Here is a 26,259-nt window from a genome sequence, read left to right as displayed (position 1 = left end):
CGTTATCCGATCTGATTGCGATGCAATCAGATCGGCGCGTGCTCTAGCGCGAAGGGATTTTCCAACATGCACATTCTGGTCATCGGCGGCGCCGGCATGGTCGGCCGCAAGCTCATCGAGCGCCTCGCCCGCGACGGCCGCCTCGGCGGCACCCCCATCACCCGCATCACCGCCCACGACGTGGTGACGCCCAAGCCCCCCGAGGCGCCGTTTCCCATCGACACCCGTGTCTCCGACATCTCCGTGCCCGGCGAGGCGGCGGCGCTGGTGGCGGACCGACCCGACGTGATCCTGCACCTCGCAGCCATCGTCTCCGGCGAGGCGGAAGCGGATTTCGAGAAGGGCTACCGCATCAATCTCGACGGCACGCGCCACCTGTTCGACGCGGTGCGGGTGATGGAGGGCTATACGCCCCGCCTCGTCTTCACCTCGTCCATCGCGGTGTTCGGCGCGCCGTTCCCGGAGGCGATCCCGGACGAATATTTCCACACGCCGCTCACCTCCTACGGCACGCAGAAGGCCATGGGCGAGCTGCTGCTGGCGGACTATACGCGGCGCGGATTCTTCGACGGCATCGGCATCCGCCTGCCCACCATCTGCGTGCGGCCGGGCCTGCCCAACAAGGCCGCCTCCGGCTTCTTCTCCGGCATCATCCGCGAGCCGCTTGCGGGGCAGGAGGCGATCCTGCCCGTGTCGGAGGATGTCATGCACTGGCATGCCTCGCCGCGCTCGGCGGTGGGCTTCCTCATCCATGCAGCGACCCTCGACGGCGCCAGCGTGGGCACCCGCCGCAACCTCACCATGCCCGGCCTCGCCGTGACGGTGGGCGAGCAGATCGAGGCGCTGCGCAAGGTGGCCGGCGACAAGGCGGTGGCGCGCATCAAGAAGGTGCCGGACCCGGTGATCGAGACCATCGTCTCCGGCTGGCCGCGCAAGTTCGACGCCGCGCGCGCGACCGCGCTCGGCTTCAAGGCGGAAGGCTCCTTCGAGGAGATCATCCGCATCCACATCGAGGACGAACTCGGCGGCAAGATCGCCGACTGAGGCCGGCGTTGCGCGCGGGCGCTCCTAGCCCGCGCGGCGCCAGAGCGGAGGCAACGCCAAAAGCCCGCGCGGCGCTTGAGCGAAGGCGACGCAAAACCCTACGCGGCGACCCCGGAGAGGCGGAGCGCAATGCGCTCCTCCAGCCGCGCGATGGCGGCGCCGATGTCCGGCAGCAGGCGGCGATAGGCGGTGCGGCGGGCCGGCGCGGGCAGGCTGCGGACCACTTCCGCGAGGCTCCAGGTCTCCAGCCGCAACAGGCCGAGGAAGGGCTGGCGACGGATGGCCCGCCGGCTCGCCTCGCCCAGCGCCACCACCACATCGAGGCGCGGCGCGCCGGAGAGCAGAAACACCCCGGCCGGCTTCGCGGAAAGCCCGTCGGCCGGGATGCTCTCCGCCTCAAGCGCGGCGACGAGGGCCGGATCGACCTGGCCCGGCGTGGCGGCGGCAGCGCTGAACGGGCGCAGATCGGGATGACGATGGAGCGCCACGGCTTCCGCCATCAGGCTGAGCGCCCCGTTGTCGGGGCACAGGAAGAGCACGGTCGGACGGCCGGGCATGCGAACCCCTTCATTTATAACGGGAATCGGTGAGCATCGCGCCCCCGCGCCCGCTGCTGATTCGGCACCCTAGTCCGATGGTGGGACGAGGGTGTGACACCCCGGCGAGGGCCGCCGGAGGCCGATCGCCGACGCGCTGGAACGTCCTGATAAGACTGGCGTTAACCATTCCGAAAATTTTCCGGGGGATGGATCACATGCTGGCGAACGTCGTGATTCGACACGGAATTCGCGCCGGCGCGTAGAATTTCGGAGAAGAGTTATGGCCAAGAAGCCGGAAGTCACCAGTGACGAAGTGAGCAGCCTCGCCGCGAAGGCCCTTCGCGATCCGGGCAGCCTCACCCACGCGGAGATCAAGTCCCTCGCGGCTTCCGCTCTGACCCAGTCCCCCGACAAGCCCAAGCCCGCTGCCAAGACTGCCGCAGCCAAGCCCGTTGCTGCGAAGACTGCCCCTGCGAAGGCGGCGGCTCCCAAGGTTACCGCTCCCAAGACTACTGCGCCCAAGACTGCCGCGCCCAAGGCCGCTGCTGCGAAGGCCGCGCCTGCCAAGGCCGCCGCTCCCAAGGCAGCTGCCAAGGCGGCGGCCCCCAAGACTGTGGCTCCCAAGGCTGCCGCGCCGAAGGCGACCGTGGTGAAGGCCGCGTCTCCCAAGGCTCCGAAGGCGGCCAAGCCGGCAGCGGCGAAGGAAGCTGCGCCGAAGGCAGTGGCGGAGACCCCGGCCAAGGCGGCGAAGGCGAAGGCCGCGCCCAAGGCCGCAGCTCCCAAGTCTGCGGCTCCGAAGGCTGCGCCCGAGGCCAAGGCTGTCGAGACGAAGGCCCCGGCCGCCAAGGCCGCCAAGCCGGCAGCCCCGAAGGCGACGAAGGCTGCCGCTCCCAAGGCCGCCGCGCCGAAGGCTCCGAAGGCCGCCCCCGCGCCCAAGACTGAGGCTCCCAAGACCGAGGCTCCCAAGACCCCCGCCCCGAAGGCCGCCCGCGCCAAGGCTGCGGCGGTGAAGACGGCTCCCGCCCCCAAGGCCCCGGCCAAGGCGCCCGCGAAGGCTGCCGCCAAGCCGGCCCGCGCCAAGAAGGCCTGAGAGCCGGTCCTCAACTGAGGCCCCAGAAATAGGAACGCCGCCGCCGGGCATCCCCGGCGGCGGCGTTCTCGCGTTCAGTGGTCGGCGGGATCAGGGGGTGAGGACGCCCGTGCTGCCCAGGTTGAAGATCTGGACGCGCCGGTTGATGGCGGCATGCGGATTCTTCACGTCCTGCAGGTTTTCCTCGCCGAGGCCCACGGCCTGGAGCCGGCGCGGGTCCACGCGGAAGGTGGTGGCGAGCGCCTGCATCACCGCGTCGGCGCGCTCCTGGCTGAGCTTGAGGTTGATCTCGCGGGTGCCGGTGGTGTCGGTGTTGCCCACCACGAGGAATTTGTAGCCGAGCAGGATCGGGTTGTGCATGGCATCGGCGATGGAGCCGAGCGTGCGGTAGGACGAGGGCTTGATCATCGCCGAGTTGAGATCGAACTCGATCTCCACGTTGATCTGCGCCAGCTGGTCGAGCTGGATGGCCAGCGGCGGGCGGCTCTCGGGCGGGCCGGTATACTTCATGTGCGCGACGGCGAGGCCGCGCAGGGCCTCGGCCGAGACGTTCGGCACATCGGCGACGCTGGCCTGAAGGCCCTGAACGATCTGGGCGTTGGAGGTGGCGACCTGGGCCGAGGCCGGCGCGGCGAGGAGCACCGGCGCCAGCAGCGCGGCGGACAGCAGCAGGGCGGAACGCATCTGGAATTTCATCTGTCCCTCCCCCTTCACTGCTGATTGTAGCCGGCGTTGATGAGGGCACTCGTGCAGGCCTGGCTCACCACCTTGGAGGCTTCGAGAAGGCACGAGACGATGTTGCCGTCGCCGGGCACCATGCCGGGGCAATATTGCGCCCGGTCACGGTCGCAGACCTTGTGGACCTCGCGCTGCGCGGCGGCCCGCGCCTCGGTCATCTGGCGGATGCCCTCGTGGTTGGCGGCGCAGGCGGGGGAAAGGCGTCCCACATTCTGGCTGAGGCAGTTGTAGATGGCGCCGTTGCCCAGGTTCTGGCCGCGGCAGAGCTTCATGATGTCCTCGCCGCAATGCTGCGCCAGGAGGCCGGCGGCCTGCGCGTAACTCATGGTCTGCGCCTGGGCGCTGCCGGCGGCGCCCGCCGCGCCGAGCGCCACCAGGGCCGCGAAGGCCAATCCTCGAAGTTTCATATGTCCCCCCATAGCCCGGATTCGCGAGCTGAGGGGGAATTGACCACTCCGCCTCCCGTTCGGTCAACCGGCGGGAGCGCGGCCGTGGCGTGCTCAGGATGCGTGGCGGTACGTGCCGGCCTCGATCTCGTCGCCGGCGGCCCCCACGAGGCCGAGCGGATCGGCGGCGAGTTCGATATCCGGAGCCTGAGGTTCAACCTCCACCGGCGCGGGCTCATCGGTCCGGCGCGGCGCGAGCGCGAGGTGGACGACGAGCGCCGCCACGGCCATGACCGGGACCAGCATGGTCATGGCGATGAGCGGCGAGGGCAGCAGCGCCGAAAGGGACGTGCCGACGAAGCCGCTGCCGATCTGCACGAAGCCGGTCAGCGCCGAGGCGGCACCGGCGATGGAACCGAAGCCAGCCAGCGCATTGGTGGTGCAGCCGGGCAGCAGCAGGGCGCAGCCGCAGGCCCAGAAGGAGATGGGCAGCATCACGCTGAGCGTGGACAGCCCCACCACATGGGTGCCGACCGCCATGATGGCCGCGCCGGTGAGCACCAGCAGCAGGCCGGGCAGGATCAGTTGCTGCGCCTTGTAGCGGTTCAGCAGCGGGCGGACGATGAGGGTGCCCAGCATGAAGGCGCCGGTCTGCATCATCATGGCGAGGCCGAAGCCGGTGGGCGAGAGGCCCACGCGATCGATGAGCAGGAAGGGCACCGCTGCCGCCAGCGTGTAGATGCCGCCAAGGGCACAGCCCGCCGTCAGCGCCGCCCGCATGAAGCTGCGGTTGGACAGGAGGCGCCGGTAGCTTCGCGCGACGGCGCGGGGGGCGGCGAGGCGACGGTCCGGCGTGCGGTTGGTCTCCGGCACCCGCAGCACCAGGACCAGCATGAGGCTGAGCCCGAACACGGTCATGGCGACAAACACCGAATGCCAGCCGAATGTGCCGAGCAGCAGGCCGCCGATGGTGGGCGAGACGGCGGGGCCGATGGCGAGGATGGTGCCGATGAGGTTCATCACCCGCGCCGAGGCCTGCCCCGTATATTGGTCACGCACCAGCGCACGCGACAGCGCGATGCCCGCCGCCGCACCGATGCCCTGCAGGATGCGCCCGGCCACCAGCCAGCCGATGGTCGGCGCCAGCATGGCGACGAGGGCGCCGGACAGGTAGATGCCGAAGAAGCCGAGCGCCACCGGCCGCCGGCCATAGGCGTCCGACAGGGGGCCGCAGACGAGCTGGGACACGGCGAAGCCGAAGAAGAAGACGGTGAGGGTGAGCTTCACCGTGGCAATCGACGCGCCAAACACCTCCACCAGCGTCGGCAAGGCCGGGGTGTAGAGGGAGAGGCTGACCGGGCCGAGCATGACCATCATGCCGCCGATGATCGACACCTCGCGCTCGGTCATGAGCGGTGCGGCGGTGGTCCCCGCCGGAGATGGCGCCCTCACCGCCGCGCCTCCTTGAGCCGGGCCTCGCGGCCCGCGCAGTCGCGGGCGAGATTGCCGCGGATGCGGTCGAGGAACTCGCGCAGCTGCGCGCGCTCCTCATCCGAGAAGCCACGCGTCGCTTCCTCGCGCGCCCGCGCCGCCGCCTGCTCGATCCCGTCCAGATAGGGCCGCGCCGCATCCGTGAGCGCGACAATCTTGGCCCGCCGGTCGGTCGGGTCCGCCTCGCGCACCACCAGCCCCAGCGCCTCGAGGCGGTCGAGGAATCCGACCAGCGTCATGGGCTCCACGCTCATCTTCTCGGCCAGCGCCGACTGACGCAGGCCGGGATTGACGTTGATGTGCGCCAGCGCCCGCGCCTCGCCGGGGGTGAGGCCGAGGCCCGCACCGTCGAACGCGCGGTCGATGCGGGCGCGATAAAGCCGGGCCGCATCCACCAGGACGAAACCGAGCTGGGGCGTGGCGGCGGGCGGGGGCGATCTCATAAGGAGACTATATAATAAGCTTTCCTTACCAACAAGCCGGAGACGTCCTGATGCATGTCATTGCGTGCCCGTCCCGAGGCGCTATGTGTCACTCCACATCCCTCAGGGAGATTTCGAATGCCCTGGTCCCTGACCATCGGCCGCCTCGGCGAGACCGCCATCCGCATCCACGTCACCTTCCTCCTGTTCCTGGTGTGGATCTGGGCGGCCTACTACCGCTCCGGCGGATCGCAGGCGGCGTGGGAGGGCGTGCTGTTCGTGGCGATGCTGTTCTTCTGCGTGCTGCTGCACGAGCTGGGACACGTGGTCGCCGCGCGCCGCTACGGGGTGAAGACGCCGGACATCACGCTCTGGCCGTTCGGCGGCATCGCCAATCTGGAGCGCATCCCGGAAAAGCCGTCGCAGGAGCTGGTGGTCGCCATCGCCGGGCCGGCGGTGAATGTGGTGATCGCCGTCGTGCTGCTGGCGGTGCTGAGCTTCACTTTGGCTGGCGGCGACCTCAAGGCGGAGGATCTGGCGAAGATCGAGGACCCGCGGACCTCCATGCTGGTCAAGCTCGCGGGGGCCAACATCTTCCTCGTGCTGTTCAACCTCATCCCGGCGTTCCCGATGGACGGCGGACGGGTGCTGCGGGCGCTGCTCGCCATGAAGATGGGCTTTGCCCGCGCCACCGCGCTTGCCGCCTCCATCGGGCAAGGCCTCGCCATCGGCCTCGGGCTGCTGGGCATCTTCACCAATCCCATGCTGATGATCATCGGCGTGTTCGTCTTCCTCGCCGCCTCGGGCGAAGCCGGCCAGGTGCAGCTGAGGGAGGCCTCGCGCGGGCATATCGTGGCCGACGCCATGATCACGCATTTTGAGACGCTCGGCCCGCAGGCCACGGTGGACGACGCGGCGGAGGCGCTCATCCGCTCCACCCAGAAGGAATTCCCGGTGGTGGACGGCGCCGGCCATCTGCGCGGCGTGCTCACCCGCGACGCCATGATCCGGGCGCTGAAGGACCAGGGGCCGTTAACGCCCGTCATCGAGGTGATGCAGCACGACATCCCGACCGTCGAGGCGCGCTCCAAGCTCGATGCGGCGCTGAAGCTCATCACCAGCGCCCAGGTCCCCGCCGTCGGCGTGCTCGATGTCGCCGGCGGCCGGCTCGTGGGCCTGCTCACGCCGGAGAATGTGGGCGAGCTGATGATGATCCACGTGGCGCGGGATGCGCGGGCGAAGCCGGGGCCCGGCGTCGGCTGAGGGCGACGGGCCTCACACCGAGCGCATCAGCCCGCCATCCACCTTCAAATTCTGGCCGGTGATGTAGCCGGCGCCCTCGGAGGCGAGGAAGGCCACGGTGGCGGCGATCTCGGCGCTGGTGCCGTAGCGGCCCATGGGCACGCCGGCGCGGCGCTCGTCGGTCTGCGGCAGGCTGTCGATCCAGCCGGGCAGCACGTTGTTCATGCGCACGTTGTCGGCGGCATAGGTGTCGGCGAAGATCTTGGTGTAGGCGGCAAGCCCGGCGCGGAACACGGCGGAGGTGGGGAACATGGCCGCCGGCTCGAATGCCCAGGCGGTGGAGATGTTGACGATCGCCCCGCTCTTCTGCGCCACCATGATCGGGGTGACGAGGCGCACCGAGCGGATCACATTCATGAGATAAACGTCGAGGCCCTGATGCCACTGCTCGTCGGTGATGGCGGTGATGGTGTCGCGCGGGCCGTGGCCGGCGCTGTTCACCAGCACGTCGATGCGGCCGTAGCGGGCCATCACCTGATCCACGAATTTCGCGATGTCCTCGGCCTTCTGGTTGGAGCCGGTAACGCCCAGACCGCCCAGTTCCGCCGCCAGCGCCTCGCCCTTGCCGGACGAGGACAGGATGGCAACCGCATAGCCATCCGCAGCAAGGCGCCGCGCGCATGCCGCGCCCATGCCCGAACCGCCCGCGGTGACGACGGCGACCTTGACCTCTGCCATGTTCATATTCTCCTTTTGGCGCATGTCGCGCACGTTCCCACCCGGAATGGCAGAAACGGCCACGTATAGGAAGGTCCTTCCGGCGAAGTGTCTGGTCTAACGTCCAAGTCTCCTTTATAGCCACGCTGGTTGCACTGCGAAGAGGAGCTGCTCGTGCGTGACCATCGGGGATATCGCGGGCAGGATGCTGGCGTGGTGAAAGGTAAGCGCATGCTTATGGGCGTGCTCGGCGCCTGCTTTTTCCTTTCTGCCTGCGGTGAAGCCCAGAAGCCGCAGGCGCAGGAGCCGCGGCCGGTGCGCACCGTCGTCGCCACCAACCGCGCGGCGAGCGACGCCGTGAGCCTCACCGGCGTGGTGGAGGCGCAGAACGAGGCCACTTACGGCTTCCGCATTTCCGGCCGCATCATCGACCGGCTGGTGAATGTGGGCGATCGCGTCACCGCCGGCCAGGTGCTCGCCCGCCTCGATCCGCAGGACGAGCAGAATGCGCTGCGCTCGGCCCAGGCGGCGCTCGGCGCGGCCAATGCCAACCTCACCCAGACCCGCAACCAGTATGAGCGCCAGCGCCAGCTCCTCGCCCGCGGCTTCACCCCGCGCGCCCAGTATGAGCAGGCCGAGCAGGCGTTCCTGAACGCCCGCGCGCAGGTGGACGACGCGGAAGCGCGCCTGCAGATGGCCGAGGACCGCCTCGGCTTCACCGAGCTGAAGGCCGACAGCGCCGGCGTCGTCACCCAGCGCCGGGCCGAACCGGGCGAGGTGGTGCAGGCCGGCCAGCCTGTGATCGAGGTGGCACGCCAGGACGGCCGCGACGCGGTGTTCGACGTGCCCGCCGCGCTGCTGTCCGGCATCCCCGGCGATCCCGAGGTGACGGTGGCCCTCGCTACCGATCCCGCCATCACCGCCACCGGCCGCGTGCGCGAGGTGGCCCCGCAGGCCGATCCGGTGACGCGCACCTTCCGCGTCCGTGTCGGTCTCAACAATCCGCCGGAGGCGCTGCGCCTCGGCACCACGGTGGTCGGCCGGGTGATGGTGGACCGCGGGCCGGTGGTGGAAATCCCGGCCAGCGCCCTCACCCGCCTCAACGACAAGCCCGCCGTGTGGGTGGTGGACCCCAAGTCCCAGACGGTGGCGCTGCGCACCATCGAGGTGCTGCGCTTCGGCCCGGCGTCCGTCAGCGTCGGCGAGGGGCTGAAGCCCTCCGAGATCGTGGTGACGGCGGGCGTGCAGGCCCTGCACCCGGGCCAGAAGGTGCGCCTGCTCGCCACCCCGGCGGGAGCCAGCCTGTGAGCGGCGGCTTCAACCTTTCAGCCTGGGCGCTGAAACACCGATCCGTCATCCTCTATCTCATGGCCATCTCCGTGGTGGCCGGCGTGATGGCGTTCCGCAACCTCGGCCGGGCGGAAGACCCGACCTTCGTCATCAAGACCATGGTGGTGCAGGCCAACTGGCCCGGCGCCACCTTGGAGGAGACCTTCCGGCAGGTGACGGAGCGGCTGGAGCGCAAGCTCCAGGAGGTGCCGCAGCTCAACTTCCTGGAGAGCTACACCAAGCCCGGCGTCACCACCGTGTTCGTGAACCTGAAGGGCTCCGCCACCGCCTCCGAGGTGCCGGACATCTGGTACCACGTGAGGAAAAGCATCGCCGACATTCGCCACACCCTGCCGCAGGGCATCGTGGGGCCGTTCTTCAACGACGAGTTCGGCGACACCTTCGGCATCATCTACGGCTTCACGGCGGACGGCTTCTCCCATCGCGAATTGCGCGACTATGTGGAGGAGGCGCGCTCCGAGCTGCTGCACGTGCCGGACGTGTCGAAGATCGAGATCCTCGGCGCGCAGGACGAGCGCATCTTCATTGAATTCTCCATGGCCGAGCTGGCAAGCCTCGGCATCGACCGGCAGGCAGTGCTCTCGGCGCTGGCGGCGCAGAACATCGTGCGGCCCTCGGGCGAGATCCAGACCGGCAAGGAGAACATCTCCATCCGCGTCTCCGGCGCCTTCGCCTCGGAAGCCGACATCGCCAACGTGAATCTGGCGGTGAACGGACGCCTCATCCGCCTCGCCGACATCGCCACCATCCGCCGCGGCTTCGCCGATCCGCCCCAGCCCATGTTCCGGGTGAACGGCAAGGACGCCATCGGCCTCGCCATCGCCATGCGCGATGGCGGCGACATCCTCGCCATGGGCGCCAACATCGACCGCGCCATGACGCGCATCCTCGCCAACATGCCGGTGGGCATCGACGCGACTTTGGTGGCCGATCAGGCGGTGACGGTGAAGAGCGCCATTTCCGAGTTCATGGAGAGCCTGTGGCAGGCGGTGGGCATCATCCTCGTGGTGTCGTTCATCGCGCTCGGGGTGCGGGCGGGGGCCATCGTGGCGCTCGCCATCCCGCTCACGCTCGCCATCGTCTTCGCGCTGATGCAGCTCGCGCATATCGACATGCAGCGCATCTCACTGGGCGCCCTCATCATCGCGCTGGCGCTGATGGTGGACGACGCCATGACCACGACGGACGCGACGCTGACGCGCCTCGCGGCCGGCGACGATCGGCCCACCGCCGCCTCCTACGCCTTCAAGGCCTATGCGGCGGCCATGCTCGCTGGCACGCTGGTGACGGTGGCGGGCTTCGTGCCGGTGGGCTTCGCCGCCTCCTCGGCGGGCGAATACACTTTCACCTTGTTCGCGGTGGTGGGCATCGCCCTCCTCGTCTCGTGGATCGTGGCGGTGCTGTTCGCGCCGCTGCTTCAGGTGCTCATCCTGCGCGCGCCGGCGAAGGACAAGATCCCCGATCCCGACGCGCCGCCGAAGGGCGTGATGGGGATGTACCGCGCCTTCCTCATCCTGTGCCTGCGCCTGCGCTGGGTGACGCTCGCCGTCACCGCCGGCCTGTTCGTGCTGTCGGTGCTGGCCCTGCCGCTGATCCCCCGCCAGTTCTTCCCCTCCTCCGACCGGCCCGAACTGCTGGTGGACCTCGCCTCGCCGCAGAACGCCTCCATCTACGCCTCGCAGAGTGTCGCCGAGGCGTTCGACAAGGTGCTGGCCAATGATCCGGACGTGGCCCGCTGGTCCACCTATGTGGGCCGCGGCGCGATCCGCTTCTATCTGCCCCTCGACGTGCAGCTGCCCAACGACTTCTTCGCCCAGAGTGTGATCGTGGCGAAGGACGTGGCGGCGCGCGAGCGGCTGCGCGTGAAGCTGGAGAAGGTGCTCGCCACCGACTTCCCGCAGCTCGTGGCGCGCATCTCGCCGCTGGAGCTGGGGCCGCCCGTGGGCTGGCCGGTGCAGTATCGCGTCTCCGGTCCGGAGATCGAGAAGGTGCGCGCCATCGCCTTCGACCTCGCCAAGGTGATGGCCGAGAACCCCGAGGTGGAGACGGTCAACTACAACTGGATCGAGCCCGCCCGGCAGGTCTCCATCCGCGTGGATCAGGACGAGGCGCGCCTGCTCGGCCTCTCCACCGCGCAGCTCGCCGGCGTGCTCAACACCGTGCTTTCCGGCCAGCCGGTGACGCAGGTGCGCGACGACATCTATCTCGTCAACGTGGTGGCCCGCGCCACCGACGAGGAGCGCGTGTCGCTGGCCTCCCTCGCCACCCTTCAGGTGCCGCTGCCCAATGGGCGCACCGTGCCCCTCTCGCAGATCGCCACCTTCGAATACGGGCAGGACTATCCCGCCATCTGGCGGCGCGACCGGGTGCCGACGCTCACCGTCCAGTCGGACGTGAAGCGCGGCGTGCTGCCCGAGAGCGTGGTGGAAAAGCTCGATCCGAGGATCGAGGCCCTGCGCCGCACGCTGCCGGCCGGCTACGCCATCACCACCGGCGGCACGGTGGAGGAGAGCGCGTCCTCCCTCGCCTCTGTCGTCGCCGTGGTGCCGGTGATGCTGCTGCTCATGTTCACCGTGCTGATGTTCGAGCTAAAGAGCTTCCAGCGGCTCGTCATCGTGCTGTCGGTGGCGCCGCTCGGCCTCATCGGCGTGGTGGCGGCGCTGCTCGCCTCCGGTCGGCCGCTGGGCTTCGTCGCCATCCTCGGCGTGCTGGCGCTCATCGGCATGATCACCAAGAACGCGGTCATCCTCATCGGCCAGATCGAGGCGGACCGCGCGGCGGGCAAGAGCGTGTGGGATGCGGTGGTCTCCGCCTCCTCCATGCGTTTCCGGCCCATCATGCTCACGGCGGTCTCCACCGTGCTGGGCATGATCCCCATCGCGCCCACCGTGTTCTGGGGACCCATGGCCTTCGCCATCATGGGCGGATTGCTGGTGGGCACGCTGCTCACCCTCATCTTCCTGCCGGCGCTCTATGTGGCGTGGTTCGGACCCGACACCGGGCCGGAGCGCGTCGCGGGCGCGGGAAAGACAGCGCCGGCCAAGACGCAGCCGGCCTGACCGGCACGCGGATGGCGGGCCTGCCCCGCCGCCGCCAAGGATCAAGAACACAGACGACCCGAGGATCGCCCGCCACGCCAAACGGCGACAGGCCCGCACCAGATGCGGCCTGCTTGTGAATGAGGTCTCAGATGGAACGGGAACCGGTACTCGTCGATCTCGCCCTGCAGGGCGGCGGCTCCCACGGGGCCTTCACCTGGGGGGTGCTCGACCGGCTCCTCGACGAGCGCTGGCTCGAGATCGAGGGCGTCTCCGGCACCTCGGCGGGCGCCATGAACGCCGCCGTGCTGGCGGACGGCTTCGCCGCCGGCGGCCGCGAGGGCGCCAAGCTCGCCCTTGAGAGCTACTGGACCCACGTCTCCGAAGCGGCCCGCTTCAGCCCGTTCAAGCGCTCGCCCTTCGACAAGATGCTCGGCCGCTGGTCCATGGACACCGCGCCGGGCTTCCTGATGATGGATTTCATGACGCGCATGTTCTCGCCCTACCAGTACAATCCCCTGGGCGGGAACGCGCTGGCGCCGATCCTCGAAAAGCAGATCGACTTCGAGCGGCTGCGCGCCTCCCCGATCAAGGTGTTCATCACCGCCACCAACGTGCGCACCGGCCGCCCGCGCGTGTTCCGCAACGCCGAGATCACACCCGACGTGCTGATGGCCTCCGCCTGCCTGCCCACCCTCTTCCAGGCGGTGGAGATCGACGGCGAGGCCTATTGGGACGGCGGCTATTCCGGCAACCCGACGCTGGCGCCGCTGGTGAGCGAATTGAAGTCCGACGACACCATCCTCGTGCCCATCAACCCGCTGGAGCGGCCGGGCACGCCCAAGACGCCGGGCGAAATCCTCAACCGCCTCAACGAGGTGTCGTTCAACTCGGTGGCGATCAAGGAGCTGTACATGATGGCGCTGCTCCAGCGCCACGTGCACGAGCTTTCCGGCGACTCGGAAGCCTGCAACTGGGCGCGGATGCGGGTGCATGTGGTGCGCAACCCCATCATGAACGAGCTGGGCTTCTCCTCGAAGCTCAATGCCGAATGGGACTTCCTCACCTGGCTGAGGGACGAGGGGCGCAAGGCCGCCGACCTTTTCCTCACCGAGCACGGTGCCGACATCGGCAAGGCCTCCACCGTCAATTTCGACCAGCTGATGGCGGAGCTCTGATCCATGGGTCTCATCGGCATTCTGGTCGGCCTCGCCGTCCTCATCTTCCTGGCCTTCCGCGGCTCCTCCATCCTCATCCTCGCGCCCATCGCGGGCCTGATCGCGGCCGCCTTCTCCGGCGAGCCGCTGCTGGCGAGCTGGACGCAGACCTTCATGCGCAACGCGGCGGATTTCGTCGCGCAATTCTTCCCGCTGTTCCTGCTGGGGGCAGTATTCGGCAAGCTGATGGAGGATTCCGGCTCGGTCACCTCCATCGCCAACTACATGACGGAAAAGCTCGGCCCCAGCCGCGCCATCCTCGCGGTGGTGCTGGCCGGCGCCATCGTCACCTATGGCGGCGTGTCGCTGTTCGTGGCCTTCTTCGTGCTCGCGCCCATGGGCGTCGCTTTGTTCCGCGCGGCCGGCGTGCCGCGGCGGCTGATGCCGGCGGCCATCGCGCTCGGCACCTCCACCTTCACCATGTCGGCCATGCCCGGCACGCCCTCCATCCAGAACGCCATCCCCATGCCGTTCTTCGGCACCACGCCGTTCGCGGCGCCGGGGCTCGGCATCATCGCCTCGCTCATCATGCTGGGCTTCGGCATGTGGTGGCTGAAGCGGCGGGAGAATGCGGCACGTGCCGCCGGCGAGGGCTTCGGCTCGCTCATCGCCGCGCCGGATGAAAGCGCGGACCTCGCGGCGGACGACCCCATCGTGCGCGAGCGCGCCTCGACGGCAGGCCCGTTCGACCCGTCCGAGATCCATTCCAGCGATGAATCTCCCCGCGCGCCACCGATCCTGCTGGCGGCGCTGCCCATTGTGGTGGTGATCGTCGTCAACCTGCTCATGTCCTTCGTGGTGCTGCCGCGCATGGACGTGAGCTTCCTCGCCGATCCCCAGTGGGGCGGCGTGACGCTTTCGGCGGTGGGCGGCGTGTGGTCGGTGATCGTGGCGCTGGCGGCGGCCATCGTCACCTGCATCATCATCAACTTCACCAGCGTGCCGGAGCTGCGCGCCACCATGACGGCCGGTGCCAACGCCTCGGTGCTGCCCATCCTCTCGGTGGCGAGCCTCGTGGGCTTCGGCGCCATCGTGGCGGCGCTGCCCGCCTTCACCGACGTGCGCAACTTCGTGCTGGGCATCGAGGGCGGACCGCTGGTGTCGCTGGCGGTGGCCACCAACATCCTCGCCGCCCTTACCGGCTCGGCCTCCGGCGGCCTCACCATCGCCCTCGACGCGCTGGGGCCGACCTACATGAAGATCGCCCACGAGATCGGCATGGACCCGTCCCTCATGCACCGCGTCGCCGTCATCGGCTCCGGCACGCTGGACAGCCTGCCCCACAACGGCGCAGTGGTGACACTGCTCTCCGTGTGCGGCGTGACCCACAAGGAAGGCTACCTCGACATCGTGATGGCCGCCGTGGTGGGCGCCCTCATCGCGCTGGCCGTGGTGATCGGGCTCGGCACGCTGGTCGGCAGCTTCTGAGCGGAAGGGAACGAGGCGATGCGCAAGGCGATCGTACGGCTGGTGACGCTGAGCCGCTGGGCCATGGTGCCGCTGTTCGCGGGGCTCTCGGTGGCGCTCGCCTTGCTCGTCGTCGCCTTCCTTCTGGAACTCGTGCGCTTCGCCATCGCCCTGCCGAGCATGAACGAGACGCACGTCATCATGGGCATCCTCACCCTCATCGACCTTGCCCTGGTGGGCGGGCTGCTGGTGGTGGTGATCTCCTCCGGCTACGAGAATTTCGTCGAGAAGATCGACCGCGCCGACACGCCCTCCTCGCCGGTCTGGATGACGCGCATCTCCTTCTCGGGGCTGAAGCTGAAGCTGTTCGCCTCGCTCATGGCCATCACCGGCATCACGCTCCTGAAGGCGCTGATGCGGCTGGAGACGGACGTGAGCGAGGCGCAGGTGAAGTGGCTGGTGGTCGCCAACATCATCTTTGTCGCCGCCTACGCCGTTCTGGCGCTGACCGACCGCTTCCACCCCTCCTCGCGCGAGGATTGAGGGGGCGAGCCCGCCGCGCAGAGCGGCCCCTCCCCTCCCCCAGCGTCACGTCCCAGCCGCGGCAAAGGCGCGCGATCTCTGGACTGGCGCGGCAAAATCGCTAATTTCGCGCCGCCGCCGGGCCGCAACCGCCACCCGGCAACCACCATTTCAAGCCGAACCTCATTTGCGGCAGCTCATTTCCGCGCGGGTTCGCCTGTTGACCGCCGAAGGACGTCGCGCCCCGTGACCCAAAACGCCCCCCAGCTTTCCCTGTCCCGCGACAAGATCAAGGTGCTGCTGCTCGAAGGCGTCAACGACAGCGCCGTCGAGATGATGCTCGCCGCCGGCTACACCAACCTGACCCGCCTGCCCAAGGCGCTGGACGGCGAGGCGCTGAAGGAGGCGCTGAAGGGCGTCTATCTGCTCGGCATCCGCTCGCGCACCCAGATCACCGCCGACGTGCTGGAGGCCGCGGACCGCCTCATCGCCATCGGCTGCTTCAGCGTCGGCACCAACCAGGTGGACATCGACGCCACCCGCATCGCCGGCATCCCGGTGTTCAACGCGCCCTTCTCCAACACCCGCAGCGTGGCGGAGCTGGTGATCGGCGAGATCGTGATGCTGCTGCGCCGCATCCCCAACCGGTCCGCCGCCGCCCATGAGGGCCTGTGGGACAAGTCGGCCACCGACAGCCACGAGGTGCGCGGCAAGACGCTGGGCATCATCGGCTACGGCAACATCGGCTCGCAGCTCTCCAACCTCGCCGAGGCGATGGGCATGCGGGTGATCTATTACGATCACACCGACAAGCTCCGCCACGGCAACACCGAGCCGGTGGCGACCATGGCCGAGGTGCTCTCCCAGAGCGACGTGGTGAGCCTGCACGTTCCCGAGACCCCCGCCACCCACGGGCTGATCGGCCGCGCCGAGATCGCCGCCATGAAGAAGGGCGCCTATCTCATCAACAACAGCCGCGGCACGGTGGTGGACCTCGACGCCCTCGCCGACGCGCTGAAGGAAGGCCGGCTGCGTGGCGCGGCGGTGGACGTGTTCCCGGTGGAGCCCAGCGCCAACGGCCAGAAGTTCGTCTCCCCGCTGCAGGGCCTGCCCAACGTCATCCTCACGCCGCATATCGGCGGCTCCACCGAGGAGGCGCAGGAGCGCATCGGTGCCGAGGTGGCCCGCAAGCTGCTCGACTATTCGGACACCGGTTCCACCATGGGCGCGGTGAACTTCCCGCAGGTGCAACTGCCGGCGCGTCCCACCGGCACCCGCTTCATCCAGGTTCAGCGCAACCTGCCCGGCATGCTCGGCCGCCTCAACGAGGTGCTGGCCCGCCACGCGGTCAACATCGCCGCCCAGTATTACGAGACCAATGCCGACATCGGCTATGTGGTGCTCGATGCGGACGCCTCCGCCGTGGACAGCCAGGCGATCCTCGCCGAGATCCGCGCGCTGGAAGGCACCATCCGCGCCCGCCTGCTCTACGAATACAAGGCCTGAGCGGCAGCCTCTGCCGATACGGCGGAGAGATGCGGAACAGACCGCGTGGTGTGGCCCCGCCGCACCACGCCCGGCCATGAGGCCGAAGATCCCCGTCCCTGATTTCAGGCGTGTGAATACATGCGCCGGCCCGGCACCGGCAGATCGGCGCAGAGGATGGTGCCGGTCTTCGATTCGGTGATGAAGAGCGTCCGGTTGTCCGGCCCGCCGAAGGCGCAATTGGTGGTGAGGTGCCCCTCCGGCGACCGGATGCGCAGCATCGGCTCGCCGAGCGCGCTGAACAGCCAGACCGAGCCGAGGCCCATGTGGCAGACGACGAGGTTGTCCTCCTCGTCGATGGCGAGGCCGTCCGGACCGCCGCCGCCTGAAAGCTGGATGAAGGTGCCCACCTTGCTCGCCGTGCCGTCGCGCATCAGCGGCACGCGCCATATGGCGTTGGCCCGCGTCACGGCGAGGAAGAGGACCGTCTCGGTCTTGTTGAGCACGAGGCCGTTGGGGCTCGGGATGCCCTTCAGCACACAGTCCAGCCGCCCGTCTGTCCGCAGGCGATAGAGGCAGCCGGACGGGTCATGCCAGCCGGTCTGGCCCTGGTCGGTGAAATAGAGATCGCCGTTGCTGGCGAAGATCAGGTCGTTCACGCCCTTGAAGCGCTGGAGCATCGCCCGTTCGAGATAGGGTTCCACCCGGCCGGTGGCGGGATCGAACACCATGATCCCGTGCCGGTGGTCGGCGATGAAGCCGCGGCCGTCCTTGTGGAACTTCAGGCCGTTGGGCTCGCCGTCATACTCCGCCTCGACGCTGACCTTCCCCTGCGGCGTCACCTTGATGAGACGCCCCCACGGGATGTCCACGACCCACAGATTGCCCGCGCGATCGAAGGAGGGGCCTTCAAGGAAGGTGGTCAGCGGCACGCCGCCGAACTGGACCTCGCTCCACTCGGAGCGGCGGCCCTCGATCCTGAGGGCGTCGGGCATCACGACGAACGGGCGGGCGACCACGGCAGGCGGGGCGGCGTACATGCGTTTCCTCCTCGCGCGTCCGGCTGCGGGCACACCGGCAGCCACTCGCCTCTGCGGGCGGTCGCGCGCTTGAGCTTTGCCTTCGGTTCTACACGCCCGGAGGGCCGGCGTGTAGCCGGATGAACGGCCGTATCCGTGTTGCCCGGGCACGCCAGCGCCGCCGCACGTACGCCGAATGTCCCTTGCCAGCGGGCCGGTTTGCCTGCGTTCATACGGCCACGCTTGGCCGGATCAACGGCGCGGCGACAGGGGGATCGTCCATGGATTTCAGGCGTTCGGAACGAGGCGTCTTCCATGCCTTCGCACTGGGCCTTGCGGCAGCCCTCGCTTTGTCGGCGCCGGTGCGGGCCGCCGAAAACCTCGACCTCTATCTCGAAGGCGTGCGCGCCAAATACGGCCTGCCGGCTCTGGCCGCCGCCGTCACCCGCTCGGGCGAGATCATCGCGGCGGGGGCCGTGGGCAAGCGCGCCATCGGCCTCGACGTCCCGGTGACGGTGGAGGACCGCTTCCATCTCGGCTCCGACACCAAGGCCTTCACCGCCACCGTCGCCGGAACGCTGGTGGAGGAAGGCAAGATCAAGTGGACGAGCACGCTCGGCGAGGTGCTGGGCGGCAAGGTGAAGGACATGGACCCGAAGCTCGCGGCAGTGACGCTGGAGCAGCTTCTCTCCCACACAAGCGGCATCCCCTCCGACAACGAGGAGATCGTCGGCATCTATTTCAATCCGGTGGGCTTCGAGAAAACCACCACCGCCTTGCGCCTCGACGCGCTGGAGCGCTGGAAGACGCACGCCCCGGAGGTGCCCAAGACCGGCTCGCCGTTCCAGTATTCCAACCTCGGCTACATCTTCGCCGGCGCCATGCTGGAAGAGGTTTCCGGCAAGCCGTGGGAGCGCCTGGTGGAGGAGCGCATCTATGCGCCGCTCGGCCTGAAGAGTGCCGGCTTCGGCCCGCAGGCCACCTTCGGCAAGTATGACGCGCCCATCGGCCACATGCTCGACGACAAGGGCAACGCCACGCCCATGGCCTGGGGACCGTCGGCGGACATTCCGCCCGTGGTCGGCCCGGCCGGCATCGGCCACATGTCGGTGCTGGACTTCGCCCGCTGGGGCGACTGGAACGCGGGCCAGGGCAAGCGCGGCCCGCACATCGTCTCGCCGGAGACGCTGGCCGTCATCCACAAGCCCCACGTCACCACCCCGCCGTTCAAGGACCCGCCCCCCGGCACCCCCTCCACCGGCGACTACGCCTTCGGCTGGGGCGTCGTGAAGCTCGACTGGACCAAGACGCCGGTGCTCACCCACAACGGCTCCAACAGCATGAACTTCGCCAAGATCCTGGTGGAGCCGGCGAGCGACATGTCGGTGGAGGCCCTCACCAACTATCCCGGCCAGAAGGCCGAGGCCGCCACCACCGAAGTGCTGAAGCACCTCTACGGGCAGTTCGCCCCGAAGTGAGAGGCGCACGGTTCCCGGGACAAGCGACGACGCAGCCGGAGCGCTGATCCGGGGTCCAGCGCAAGGCTGCCGCAAAGCCGTCATCGCCCGGCTAGTCCGGGCGATCCACGGTGGGGCCGGGTCGATCTTCCGGACATTGCTCCAGCGGCGCGGTGGATCGCCCGGACTAGCCGGGCGATGACCAGCGGATATGATCGCACGGGCTTCCCTCCCGGCTCACATTCCGCCGGCGCAACATGCATCCCCGACGCGAGGACGCCGCCCCCTACCTCCCCTCTCCCTTGATCTCGATCAACGCTCTTCAGCCGGCTAAGGCCCATGTTTTCACGCGGTTTTTCAGCCGCGGATGGCGCGCGCCTCGGCGCCGAAGGAGCACAGCATGGCGAGCAACGACGACCTCCCGCCCGCGGCCGGCACCGATGCCATTCCCGCCGAGATGGAGCGCTCGCTGGCCGAGGAGCGCCAGCTGGCGGCGCAGGAGGCGGAACTGTCCGCCGTCGCCGCCTTGTCGGCCTCCCTTGAAGCGGCCCAGCCCACCACGGCGGCGGGCGTGGACGACGTGAAGGCCGGCATCGCCGCCATCCTCGCCGGCGCCTCGCCCGACGACGCCGTGCGGCTGCGCAAGTCGCTGGGCATGCCCAAGCCCACGGGCCATCCGCGCGTGACCAGCGACGAGCTGTCCGACGACTGGCGCACCGGCGGCTATCCCTTCAAGTACAAGATGCTGCGGCGGGACTACGAGCAGCAGAAGTTCATCCTCCAGACCGAGCTTCTCAAGCTCCAGTCGTGGGTGAAGGATTCCCGCCAGCGGGTCATCATCCTGTTCGAGGGGCGCGACGCGGCCGGCAAGGGCGGCGCCATCAAGCGCTTCATGGAGCACCTCAATCCGCGTGGCGCGCGGGTGGTGGCGCTAGAGAAACCCAGCGAGGTGGAGCGCGGCCAGTGGTATTTCCAGCGCTATGTGGAGCACCTGCCCACCACCGGCGAGATCGTGATGTTCGACCGCAGCTGGTACAACAGGGCCGGCGTCGAGCGGGTGATGGGCTTCTGCACGGATGACGAATACCGCGAGTTCCTGCGCCAGGCGCCGGAGTTCGAGCGCAATCTCGTGCGCAGCGGCATCCACCTCATCAAGTTCTGGTTCTCGGTGAGCCGGGAGGAGCAGCGCCGCCGCTTCAAGGAGCGCAAGGTGCATCCGCTGAAGCAGTGGAAGCTCTCGCCCGTGGATCTCGCCTCCCTCGACAAGTGGGACGACTACACTCGCGCCAAGGAAGCCATGTTCTTCCACACCGACACGGCGGATTCGCCCTGGACGGTCATCAAGTCCGATGACAAGAAGCGCGCCCGCATCAATGCCATGCGCTACGTGCTGCATTCCCTGCCCTACAAGGACAAGGACCAGAAGCGCATCGGCCCGCTGGAGACGCTGCTGGTGGGCCGCGCCAACACGGTTCACGAGCGCGGCGAGTATGTGATGGGCGGGCGCTAGACCATTTTCACGCGAAGTGGATTCCGGGTCGCGTGAAGGACATGGGTCGCGTCGAAAACCTGAAGCCGTTCCGGCGAGCCGGAACGGCTTCGGGCACACGACGCAACGGCACCCCGCGCCGTGGAACGCGGGGCGAGCCACAGCGCGCGGCCGGTGGTGTCGGAATGACTTGTCTCGCCGACGGCATCGACGGTATGTCCTGTGCGGGCGCTGCCTTTTTCGCGCGGCGCCGGGGCCGCCCGAGGCATGGATAACACCACGCGTTCCGAACGCACGAAGGCCGCCGTCATCGAGGCGGCCCTCGCCATCATCGCCCGCGACGGCGCCGGCCGCCTCACCCTCGATGCCATCGCCAAGGAGAGCGGCGTCAGCAAGGGCGGGCTGCTGCACCAGTTCCCCAACAAGCGCGCCGTGCTCGCGGCCCTGCTGGAGTATCAGGCGGACTACTACACGCAGTTCGCCGAAGCCTTCGTGGCGGAGCACGGCGCGGCCTACGCCGAGCCGGCGCTCGCTGCGCAGATCGCCGTGTTCCGGGAGATCGTGAAGGGCTCGAACTCCATCGCGTTCGCCATCCTCGGCGTGGCGTCGCAGGAGCCGGCCTTCATGAGTCCCGTGCGCGAGCGCGACGAGCAGACCATCGCGCTCATCGTCAGCCAGGCGAGGGATCCCGGACGCTCGTTGGCCCGCCTGTTCTCCGCCCGCGGGCTCGCCCTCTCGGCCATGCTGGGCACCTGCCCGCTGGGGGACGTCGAGCGCGACCGGATGTTCGAATACCTGCTCGATGATCGAAACTGGCCAGCCGAGCCCCCCGCCCCTGCGGAAGCCGACGAGCCGCGGCGCTCCCGCCGGCCCACCTCCTGACCTGCACGGGCGGCATCCGGCATCCCCGGACACCGCAATTCCATCCCTGGACACCGCTTTGACGGACCAAGATACCGGGCGAAAATATTTCGGATAAAAACCGTCCAGACGGTTTGTTGTCAGATCAATCTGAGCTAGACTGCAGGGGTGATTGCAGCCCGTTGCCGGAGCCGCTAACCGAAATCGGACCTCGTACCGATGCGGTGGCCTTCCCCAACGGCAAAGCTGCCTCCCTCCGCCGGCGTGGCCGCAAACACCGCCGGTGGGGACAAGAGCTGCGGGCGGCATTGCCGCCCCCTTGCGCCGTCCGCAGCTCCCCCCTTCAGAGCTTCCCCCACAGGATCGCGATCTCGGTCAAAGCCCGCCGGGCCGGTGCCGCGCGCAATGACGCGCCTTGCCTGCCCCCGCGCAGGCGGCTCGCCTTTTGTCGGAATGTGGAGTAGAAATAAGATATCCACATCTCACAGATGCGGAATAGGGCGGTGTCCCTGCGCCGTCCGTTGCGTCGCGTTGGGACCGAAGAGCGAAGACAAGATGAGCCTGACCCATCTCCAGCGCCTCGAGGCGGAGAGCATCCACATCATGCGCGAGGTCGTCGCCGAGGCCGAGCGCCCGGTGATGCTCTATTCGGTGGGCAAGGATTCGGCGGTGATGCTGCATCTCGCCAGGAAGGCCTTCTTTCCCTCCCCGCCGCCCTTCCCGTTGCTCCACGTGGATACCACCTGGAAGTTCCGCGCCATGTACGAGTTGCGCGACGAAGCCGCGCGCGACGCCGGCATGGACCTTCTCGTCCACCAGAATCCGGAAGCACTGGAAAAGGGCATCAACCCGTTCGACCACGGCCCGCTGCACACCGACATGTGGAAGACGGAGGGCCTCAAGCAGGCGCTGGACAAGTGGGGCTTCGACGCGGCCTTCGGCGGCGCCCGCCGCGACGAGGAGAAGAGCCGCGCCAAGGAGCGCGTCTTCTCCTTCCGCTCGGCCAATCACCGCTGGGACCCGAAGAACCAGCGGCCGGAACTCTGGCACCTCTACAATGCCCGCAAGAACAAGGGGGAGAGCATGCGCGTCTTCCCCATCTCCAACTGGACCGAGCTGGATATCTGGCAATACATCCACCTCGAAGGCATCCGCATCGTGCCGCTCTATTTCGCCGCCCCGCGCCCCACCGTGGAGCGCGACGGCCTGATCCTGATGGTGGATGACGACCGCTTCCCGCTGCGCCCCGGCGAGGAGCCGCAGATGCGCTCCGTGCGCTTCCGCACGCTCGGCTGCTACCCGCTCACCGGCGCGGTGGAGAGCACGGCGGACACCCTGCCGCAGGTGATCCAGGAAATGCTGCTCACCACCACCTCCGAGCGTCAGGGCCGCGCCATCGACAAGGATGCCGGTGGCGCCGGCATGGAGAAGAAGAAGCAGGAGGGGTATTTCTGATGAGCGCGCCCCTCGATCCCGTCTACAAGACCGACGCCCTCATCGCCGAGGACATCGACAAGTATCTCGACGTCCACGAGCACAAGACCATGCTGCGCTTCATCACCTGCGGCAGCGTGGACGACGGCAAGTCCACCCTCATCGGGCGGCTGCTCTACGATTCCAAGATGATCTTCGAGGATCAGCTCGCCGCGCTGGAGGCCGACTCGAAGAAGGTCGGCACGCAGGGGCAGGAGCTGGATTTCGCGCTCCTCGTGGACGGCCTCGCCGCCGAGCGCGAGCAGGGCATCACCATCGATGTGGCGTACCGCTTCTTCGCCACGGAGAAGCGCAAATTCATCGTCGCCGACACCCCCGGCCACGAGCAGTACACCCGCAACATGGTGACGGGCGCCTCCACCGCCGACCTCGCGGTGATCCTCGTGGACGCGCGCAAGGGCGTGCTCACCCAGACCCGGCGCCACTCCTATCTCGCCCACCTCATCGGCATCCGCAACATCGTGCTGGCGGTGAACAAGATGGACCTCGTGGGCTACAGCCGCGAGGTGTTCGAGCAGATCGTCGCCGACTACCGGGCCTTCGCCACCTCCATCGGCATCACGGATTTCGTCGCTTTGCCCATCTCCGGCTTCAAGGGCGACAACATCACCACCCTCTCCCCCAACACGCCGTGGCACTCCGGCCCGACGCTGATGGCGCATCTGGAGAGCGTGGAGATCGACGCCGCCCATGACGCGCAAAAGCCGTTCCGCATGGCGGTGCAGTGGGTCAACCGGCCCAACCTCGACTTCCGCGGCTTTGCCGGCCTCATCTCCTCCGGCACGGTGAAGCCGGGCGATGCCATCCGCGTCCTGCCCTCGGGCAAGACCAGCACGGTGGCGCGCATCGTGACGCTGGACGGCGATCTTGCCGAGGCGGTGGCCGGCCAGTCCGTCACCTTGTGCCTTGCCGACGAGATCGACTGCTCGCGCGGCGACGTGATCGCGGCGGCGGAGGCCCCGGTGCAGGCGGCCGACCAGTTCGAGGCGGTCATCGTGTGGATGGACGAGCAGCCCATGCTGCCGGGCCGTCCCTACTGGCTGAAGCTCGGCACCCAGACGGTGTCCGCCACCATCACCGAGCCGAAGTACCAGGTGAACGTCAACAACATGGACCATCTGGCGGCGAAGACGCTGGAGCTGAACGCCATCGGCTCCTGCAACATCGCCACCGACCGGCGCATCCCGTTCGAGCCCTATGGCGAGAACCGGGAGCTGGGCGGCTTCATCCTCATCGACAAGATGACGAATGCCACCGTCGGCGCGGGCATGATCCACTTCGCGCTCAGGCGGTCGGACAACGTCCACTGGCAGGCCACCGACATCTCCCGCGAGCACCATGCCGCGCTGAAGAACCAGAAGCCGGCGGTGGTCTGGCTCACGGGCCTGTCCGGCGCAGGCAAGTCCACCATCGCCAATCTGGTGGAGAAGAAGCTCGCCCGGATGAACCGGCACACCTTCCTGCTCGACGGCGACAATGTGCGCCATGGCCTCAACAAGGACCTCGGCTTCACCGCCGCCGACCGGGTGGAGAACATCCGTCGCGTGGGCGAGGTGGCGAAGCTGATGACCGATGCCGGCCTCATCGTCATCACCGCCTTCATCAGCCCGTTCCGCGCCGAGCGCGACATGGTGCGCGGCATGATGCAGCCGGGCGAGTTCTTCGAGGTGTTCATCGACACGCCCCTGGCCGAGGCCGAGCGGCGCGACGTGAAGGGCCTCTACAAGAAGGCCCGCGCGGGCCAGCTCAAGAACTTCACCGGTATCGACAGCCCGTATGAAGCCCCCGCCGCCCCCGAGCTGCGCGTGGACACCACCGCCATGGATGCCGAAGCTGCCGCCGAGGCCATCGTGCGGATGCTGATCCCGTGAGCGGGGCCGGTCACACCGGCCCCGCCTCCTCCATCCGCACTTCCTTGAGCTTCTTGATGCCGAGCAGGCTCAGGGCGGCGTTCTCGTAGAAAGTCTCGCTCACGCCCTGCCGCACCTTGTGCAGGAAGTAGCGCTCGAAGCCGACCTTGGCGGTGTGCACCCAGGCGCCCTGCGACGACCAGTTGACGTTGCGTGGCGGGATCTGCGGCTGGGCGATGAAGGCGATTCCGCCGTCGCCGAAATCGGCAAGGCACACCGCGTTCCACGTCGCCACCGCCCGCGGCTTTTCTCCCGCGAGCAGCGCGGCGATGTTGGCGGCGGTGGCCGTGACCATGGATTCGATCATGAAGCCGGTCTTGGGCACGCCCACCGGCAGCGGCGTCTTGCCCATGGGCGGGATGGCGACGCAGACGCCGATGGCGAAGATGTTCGGATAGGCCGGGCTCTGCTGGTGCCGGTCCACGATGACGAAGCCGCGGGGATTGGAAAGCCCCTCATGGCCGGACACCGCCGGCACGCCGCGGAAGGCGGGCAGGATCATGGAGAAGGCGAAGGGCAGATCGTGGGTCGCCTTCACACTCGCATCCTCGTTCACCTCCTCCACGCTCATGCGGCCGGCCTCCACGCGGGCGACGCGGGCGTTGGTGATCCACTTGATGTGCTTTTCGCGCAGCGCGCCCTCCAGAAGGCCCTTGGTGTCACCCACCCCGTCGAGGCCGAGATGGCCGATATAGGGCTCGGGCGTCACGAAGGTCATGGGCACGCGGTCGCGGACCTTGGCCTTGCGCAAGGCGGCGTCGAGGATGAAGGCGAATTCGTAGGCCGGCCCGAAGCAGGAGGCGCCGGCCGCCGCCCCGACCACGATCGGCCCCGGTGAACGCACCAGCGCATCGAACGCCTTGCGCGCCTCGGCGGCATGGTCGGTGAGACAGACCGACTGCGTATGGCCGGCGGGGCCGAGCCCCTCCACCTCGTCGAAGGCGAGGTCGGGACCGGTGGCGATGACGAGATAATCGTAATCGAGCGTCTCACCGTCGTTCAGTTCGATGGAATTGGTCTTCGGATCGAGCCTTTTCGCACCCATGGGCATGAGGCGGATGCCACGCGACTGGAACACTCTGGTGAGGTCCACCGTGATCTCCTCGGGCTTGCGCCAGCCGACGGCGACCCACGGATTGGACGGCACGAAGCTGTAGGTGGAGCCCTTGTTGACTACCACCACCTCGTGTTTCGCCCCCACCTTCTCCTTCATCTCGTAGGCCATGATGACGCCGCCGAGTCCGGCGCCGAGGATGACGATCCGCGACATGGTTTCCTCCAATTGGTGCGCCCGCCGGTCCTGCCGGCGGATGCCGGGCACGCTCGGGACCTGTTGACCCC

The 26,259-nt window shown here is 68.4% G+C and carries 22 protein-coding genes; 14 read left to right on the top strand and 8 right to left on the bottom strand.

Going from position 1 to position 26,259, the window contains the following annotated elements:
* Positions 1-66 precede the first annotated feature (66 nt).
* The gene (gene denD / locus V5F74_RS23555; protein WP_394010163.1) at positions 67-1,044 is read left to right on the top strand and encodes a D-erythronate dehydrogenase; all 978 of its coding nucleotides are present in this window, start codon (positions 67-69) and stop codon (positions 1,042-1,044) included.
* A gap of 98 nt (positions 1,045-1,142) precedes the next feature.
* Here denD and V5F74_RS23550 read toward each other — a convergent pair whose 3' ends face one another.
* Entirely contained in the window at positions 1,143-1,601 is a 459-nt protein-coding gene (locus V5F74_RS23550; protein ID WP_394010162.1) for a hypothetical protein, read from the bottom strand.
* A 262-nt stretch (positions 1,602-1,863) separates the two neighbouring features.
* On the opposite strand from V5F74_RS23550, the gene V5F74_RS23545 reads away from it, so the two are divergent.
* Positions 1,864-2,673 carry a hypothetical protein gene (locus tag V5F74_RS23545; protein ID WP_394010161.1) on the top strand — a complete coding sequence of 270 codons (810 nt, stop codon included), beginning with the start codon at positions 1,864-1,866 and terminating at the stop codon, positions 2,671-2,673.
* A gap of 90 nt (positions 2,674-2,763) precedes the next feature.
* Here the strand turns inward: V5F74_RS23545 and V5F74_RS23540 are convergent, their stop codons facing one another.
* The 4 genes from V5F74_RS23540 to V5F74_RS23525 all read right to left on the bottom strand — a co-directional run bounded on the left by V5F74_RS23540 (position 2,764) and on the right by V5F74_RS23525 (position 5,731).
* Entirely contained in the window at positions 2,764-3,369 is a 606-nt protein-coding gene (locus V5F74_RS23540; protein WP_038192704.1) for an OmpA family protein, read from the bottom strand.
* Positions 3,370-3,383: 14 nt separating this feature from the next.
* Positions 3,384-3,818 carry a hypothetical protein gene (locus V5F74_RS23535; protein ID WP_394010160.1) on the bottom strand — a complete coding sequence of 145 codons (435 nt, stop codon included), beginning with the start codon at positions 3,816-3,818 and terminating at the stop codon, positions 3,384-3,386.
* 93 nt (positions 3,819-3,911) lie between these two features.
* Positions 3,912-5,249, bottom strand: a complete 1,338-nt coding sequence (locus V5F74_RS23530; RefSeq protein ID WP_394010159.1) for a multidrug effflux MFS transporter — start codon at positions 5,247-5,249, stop codon at positions 3,912-3,914.
* A complete protein-coding gene (locus tag V5F74_RS23525) occupies positions 5,246-5,731 on the bottom strand; it encodes a MarR family winged helix-turn-helix transcriptional regulator (protein ID WP_250167377.1) in 486 nt (161 codons plus the stop codon). Before V5F74_RS23525 ends, V5F74_RS23530 begins: the two co-directional genes overlap by 4 nt.
* Positions 5,732-5,848: 117 nt before the next feature.
* On the opposite strand from V5F74_RS23525, the gene V5F74_RS23520 reads away from it, so the two are divergent.
* On the top strand, positions 5,849-6,973 hold the full coding sequence (locus V5F74_RS23520; protein WP_394010158.1) for a site-2 protease family protein: 1,125 nt from the start codon (positions 5,849-5,851) through the stop codon (positions 6,971-6,973).
* 12 nt (positions 6,974-6,985) lie between these two features.
* Here V5F74_RS23520 and V5F74_RS23515 read toward each other — a convergent pair whose 3' ends face one another.
* Entirely contained in the window at positions 6,986-7,690 is a 705-nt protein-coding gene (locus V5F74_RS23515) for an SDR family oxidoreductase (protein ID WP_029555835.1), read from the bottom strand.
* Positions 7,691-7,882: 192 nt separating this feature from the next.
* Here V5F74_RS23515 and V5F74_RS23510 point away from each other — a divergent pair, with 192 nt between their 5' ends.
* The 6 genes from V5F74_RS23510 to serA all read left to right on the top strand — a co-directional run bounded on the left by V5F74_RS23510 (position 7,883) and on the right by serA (position 16,709).
* The gene (locus V5F74_RS23510) at positions 7,883-8,977 is read left to right on the top strand and encodes an efflux RND transporter periplasmic adaptor subunit (RefSeq protein WP_245279279.1); all 1,095 of its coding nucleotides are present in this window, start codon (positions 7,883-7,885) and stop codon (positions 8,975-8,977) included.
* The gene (locus tag V5F74_RS23505; protein WP_394010157.1) at positions 8,974-12,078 is read left to right on the top strand and encodes an efflux RND transporter permease subunit; all 3,105 of its coding nucleotides are present in this window, start codon (positions 8,974-8,976) and stop codon (positions 12,076-12,078) included. Before V5F74_RS23510 ends, V5F74_RS23505 begins: the two co-directional genes overlap by 4 nt.
* 131 nt (positions 12,079-12,209) lie before the next feature.
* Positions 12,210-13,235, top strand: coding sequence for a patatin-like phospholipase family protein (locus V5F74_RS23500; protein WP_394010156.1), 1,026 nt, complete (start codon positions 12,210-12,212; stop codon positions 13,233-13,235).
* Positions 13,236-13,238: 3 nt separating this feature from the next.
* Complete coding sequence (locus V5F74_RS23495) at positions 13,239-14,702, top strand: GntP family permease (protein ID WP_029555839.1); 1,464 nt, start codon at positions 13,239-13,241, stop codon at positions 14,700-14,702.
* Positions 14,703-14,720: 18 nt separating this feature from the next.
* Entirely contained in the window at positions 14,721-15,224 is a 504-nt protein-coding gene (locus V5F74_RS23490; protein WP_029555840.1) for a YqhA family protein, read from the top strand.
* Positions 15,225-15,449: 225 nt separating this feature from the next.
* Positions 15,450-16,709 (top strand): phosphoglycerate dehydrogenase, encoded by a 1,260-nt coding sequence (gene serA, locus V5F74_RS23485; RefSeq protein ID WP_394010155.1) that lies wholly within the window; start codon positions 15,450-15,452, stop codon positions 16,707-16,709.
* Between the two features lie 104 nt (positions 16,710-16,813).
* On the opposite strand, the gene V5F74_RS23480 is transcribed toward serA, so the two are convergent.
* Positions 16,814-17,728 carry an SMP-30/gluconolactonase/LRE family protein gene (locus tag V5F74_RS23480; protein ID WP_394010154.1) on the bottom strand — a complete coding sequence of 305 codons (915 nt, stop codon included), beginning with the start codon at positions 17,726-17,728 and terminating at the stop codon, positions 16,814-16,816.
* Between the two features lie 260 nt (positions 17,729-17,988).
* Here V5F74_RS23480 and V5F74_RS23475 point away from each other — a divergent pair, with 260 nt between their 5' ends.
* The 5 genes from V5F74_RS23475 to cysN all read left to right on the top strand — a co-directional run bounded on the left by V5F74_RS23475 (position 17,989) and on the right by cysN (position 24,879).
* Positions 17,989-19,185: a serine hydrolase domain-containing protein gene (locus V5F74_RS23475; protein WP_394010153.1), complete on the top strand. Its 1,197-nt coding sequence runs from the start codon at positions 17,989-17,991 to the stop codon at positions 19,183-19,185.
* Between the two features lie 379 nt (positions 19,186-19,564).
* Positions 19,565-20,674 carry a polyphosphate kinase 2 gene (gene ppk2 / locus V5F74_RS23470; RefSeq protein ID WP_250167369.1) on the top strand — a complete coding sequence of 370 codons (1,110 nt, stop codon included), beginning with the start codon at positions 19,565-19,567 and terminating at the stop codon, positions 20,672-20,674.
* A gap of 246 nt (positions 20,675-20,920) precedes the next feature.
* Positions 20,921-21,535, top strand: coding sequence for a TetR/AcrR family transcriptional regulator (locus V5F74_RS23465; RefSeq protein WP_029555845.1), 615 nt, complete (start codon positions 20,921-20,923; stop codon positions 21,533-21,535).
* 534 nt (positions 21,536-22,069) lie between these two features.
* A complete protein-coding gene (gene cysD / locus V5F74_RS23460; protein ID WP_029555846.1) occupies positions 22,070-22,969 on the top strand; it encodes a sulfate adenylyltransferase subunit CysD in 900 nt (299 codons plus the stop codon).
* Positions 22,969-24,879 (top strand): sulfate adenylyltransferase subunit CysN, encoded by a 1,911-nt coding sequence (gene cysN / locus V5F74_RS23455; RefSeq protein ID WP_394010152.1) that lies wholly within the window; start codon positions 22,969-22,971, stop codon positions 24,877-24,879. The genes cysD and cysN overlap by 1 nt, the downstream gene beginning before the upstream one ends.
* Positions 24,880-24,889: 10 nt before the next feature.
* Here the strand turns inward: cysN and V5F74_RS23450 are convergent, their stop codons facing one another.
* The gene (locus tag V5F74_RS23450; RefSeq protein ID WP_394010151.1) at positions 24,890-26,188 is read right to left on the bottom strand and encodes an NAD(P)/FAD-dependent oxidoreductase; all 1,299 of its coding nucleotides are present in this window, start codon (positions 26,186-26,188) and stop codon (positions 24,890-24,892) included.
* Positions 26,189-26,259: the final 71 nt, after the last annotated feature.

Origin of the sequence: Xanthobacter aminoxidans, from assembly GCF_043193615.1 — a bacterium.
GTDB classification, from domain to species: Bacteria; Pseudomonadota; Alphaproteobacteria; order Rhizobiales; family Xanthobacteraceae; genus Xanthobacter; species Xanthobacter aminoxidans.
This window is presented reverse-complemented; position numbering and strand designations above follow the sequence as displayed.

Coding starts and splice junctions, on each gene's coding strand:
- V5F74_RS23550 (WP_394010162.1), bottom strand. CDS start 1,601: ATGCCCGGCCGTCCGACCGTGCTCTTCCTGTGCCCCGACAACGGGGCG.
- V5F74_RS23490 (WP_029555840.1), top strand. CDS start 14,721: ATGCGCAAGGCGATCGTACGGCTGGTGACGCTGAGCCGCTGGGCCATG.
- V5F74_RS23480 (WP_394010154.1), bottom strand. CDS start 17,728: ATGTACGCCGCCCCGCCTGCCGTGGTCGCCCGCCCGTTCGTCGTGATG.
- V5F74_RS23475 (WP_394010153.1), top strand. CDS start 17,989: ATGGATTTCAGGCGTTCGGAACGAGGCGTCTTCCATGCCTTCGCACTG.
- V5F74_RS23545 (WP_394010161.1), top strand. CDS start 1,864: ATGGCCAAGAAGCCGGAAGTCACCAGTGACGAAGTGAGCAGCCTCGCC.
- V5F74_RS23525 (WP_250167377.1), bottom strand. CDS start 5,731: ATGAGATCGCCCCCGCCCGCCGCCACGCCCCAGCTCGGTTTCGTCCTG.
- denD (WP_394010163.1), top strand. CDS start 67: ATGCACATTCTGGTCATCGGCGGCGCCGGCATGGTCGGCCGCAAGCTC.
- V5F74_RS23500 (WP_394010156.1), top strand. CDS start 12,210: ATGGAACGGGAACCGGTACTCGTCGATCTCGCCCTGCAGGGCGGCGGC.
- V5F74_RS23515 (WP_029555835.1), bottom strand. CDS start 7,690: ATGGCAGAGGTCAAGGTCGCCGTCGTCACCGCGGGCGGTTCGGGCATG.
- V5F74_RS23465 (WP_029555845.1), top strand. CDS start 20,921: ATGGATAACACCACGCGTTCCGAACGCACGAAGGCCGCCGTCATCGAG.
- V5F74_RS23450 (WP_394010151.1), bottom strand. CDS start 26,188: ATGTCGCGGATCGTCATCCTCGGCGCCGGACTCGGCGGCGTCATCATG.
- cysD (WP_029555846.1), top strand. CDS start 22,070: ATGAGCCTGACCCATCTCCAGCGCCTCGAGGCGGAGAGCATCCACATC.
- cysN (WP_394010152.1), top strand. CDS start 22,969: ATGAGCGCGCCCCTCGATCCCGTCTACAAGACCGACGCCCTCATCGCC.
- V5F74_RS23520 (WP_394010158.1), top strand. CDS start 5,849: ATGCCCTGGTCCCTGACCATCGGCCGCCTCGGCGAGACCGCCATCCGC.
- V5F74_RS23495 (WP_029555839.1), top strand. CDS start 13,239: ATGGGTCTCATCGGCATTCTGGTCGGCCTCGCCGTCCTCATCTTCCTG.
- V5F74_RS23540 (WP_038192704.1), bottom strand. CDS start 3,369: ATGAAATTCCAGATGCGTTCCGCCCTGCTGCTGTCCGCCGCGCTGCTG.
- ppk2 (WP_250167369.1), top strand. CDS start 19,565: ATGGCGAGCAACGACGACCTCCCGCCCGCGGCCGGCACCGATGCCATT.
- V5F74_RS23535 (WP_394010160.1), bottom strand. CDS start 3,818: ATGAAACTTCGAGGATTGGCCTTCGCGGCCCTGGTGGCGCTCGGCGCG.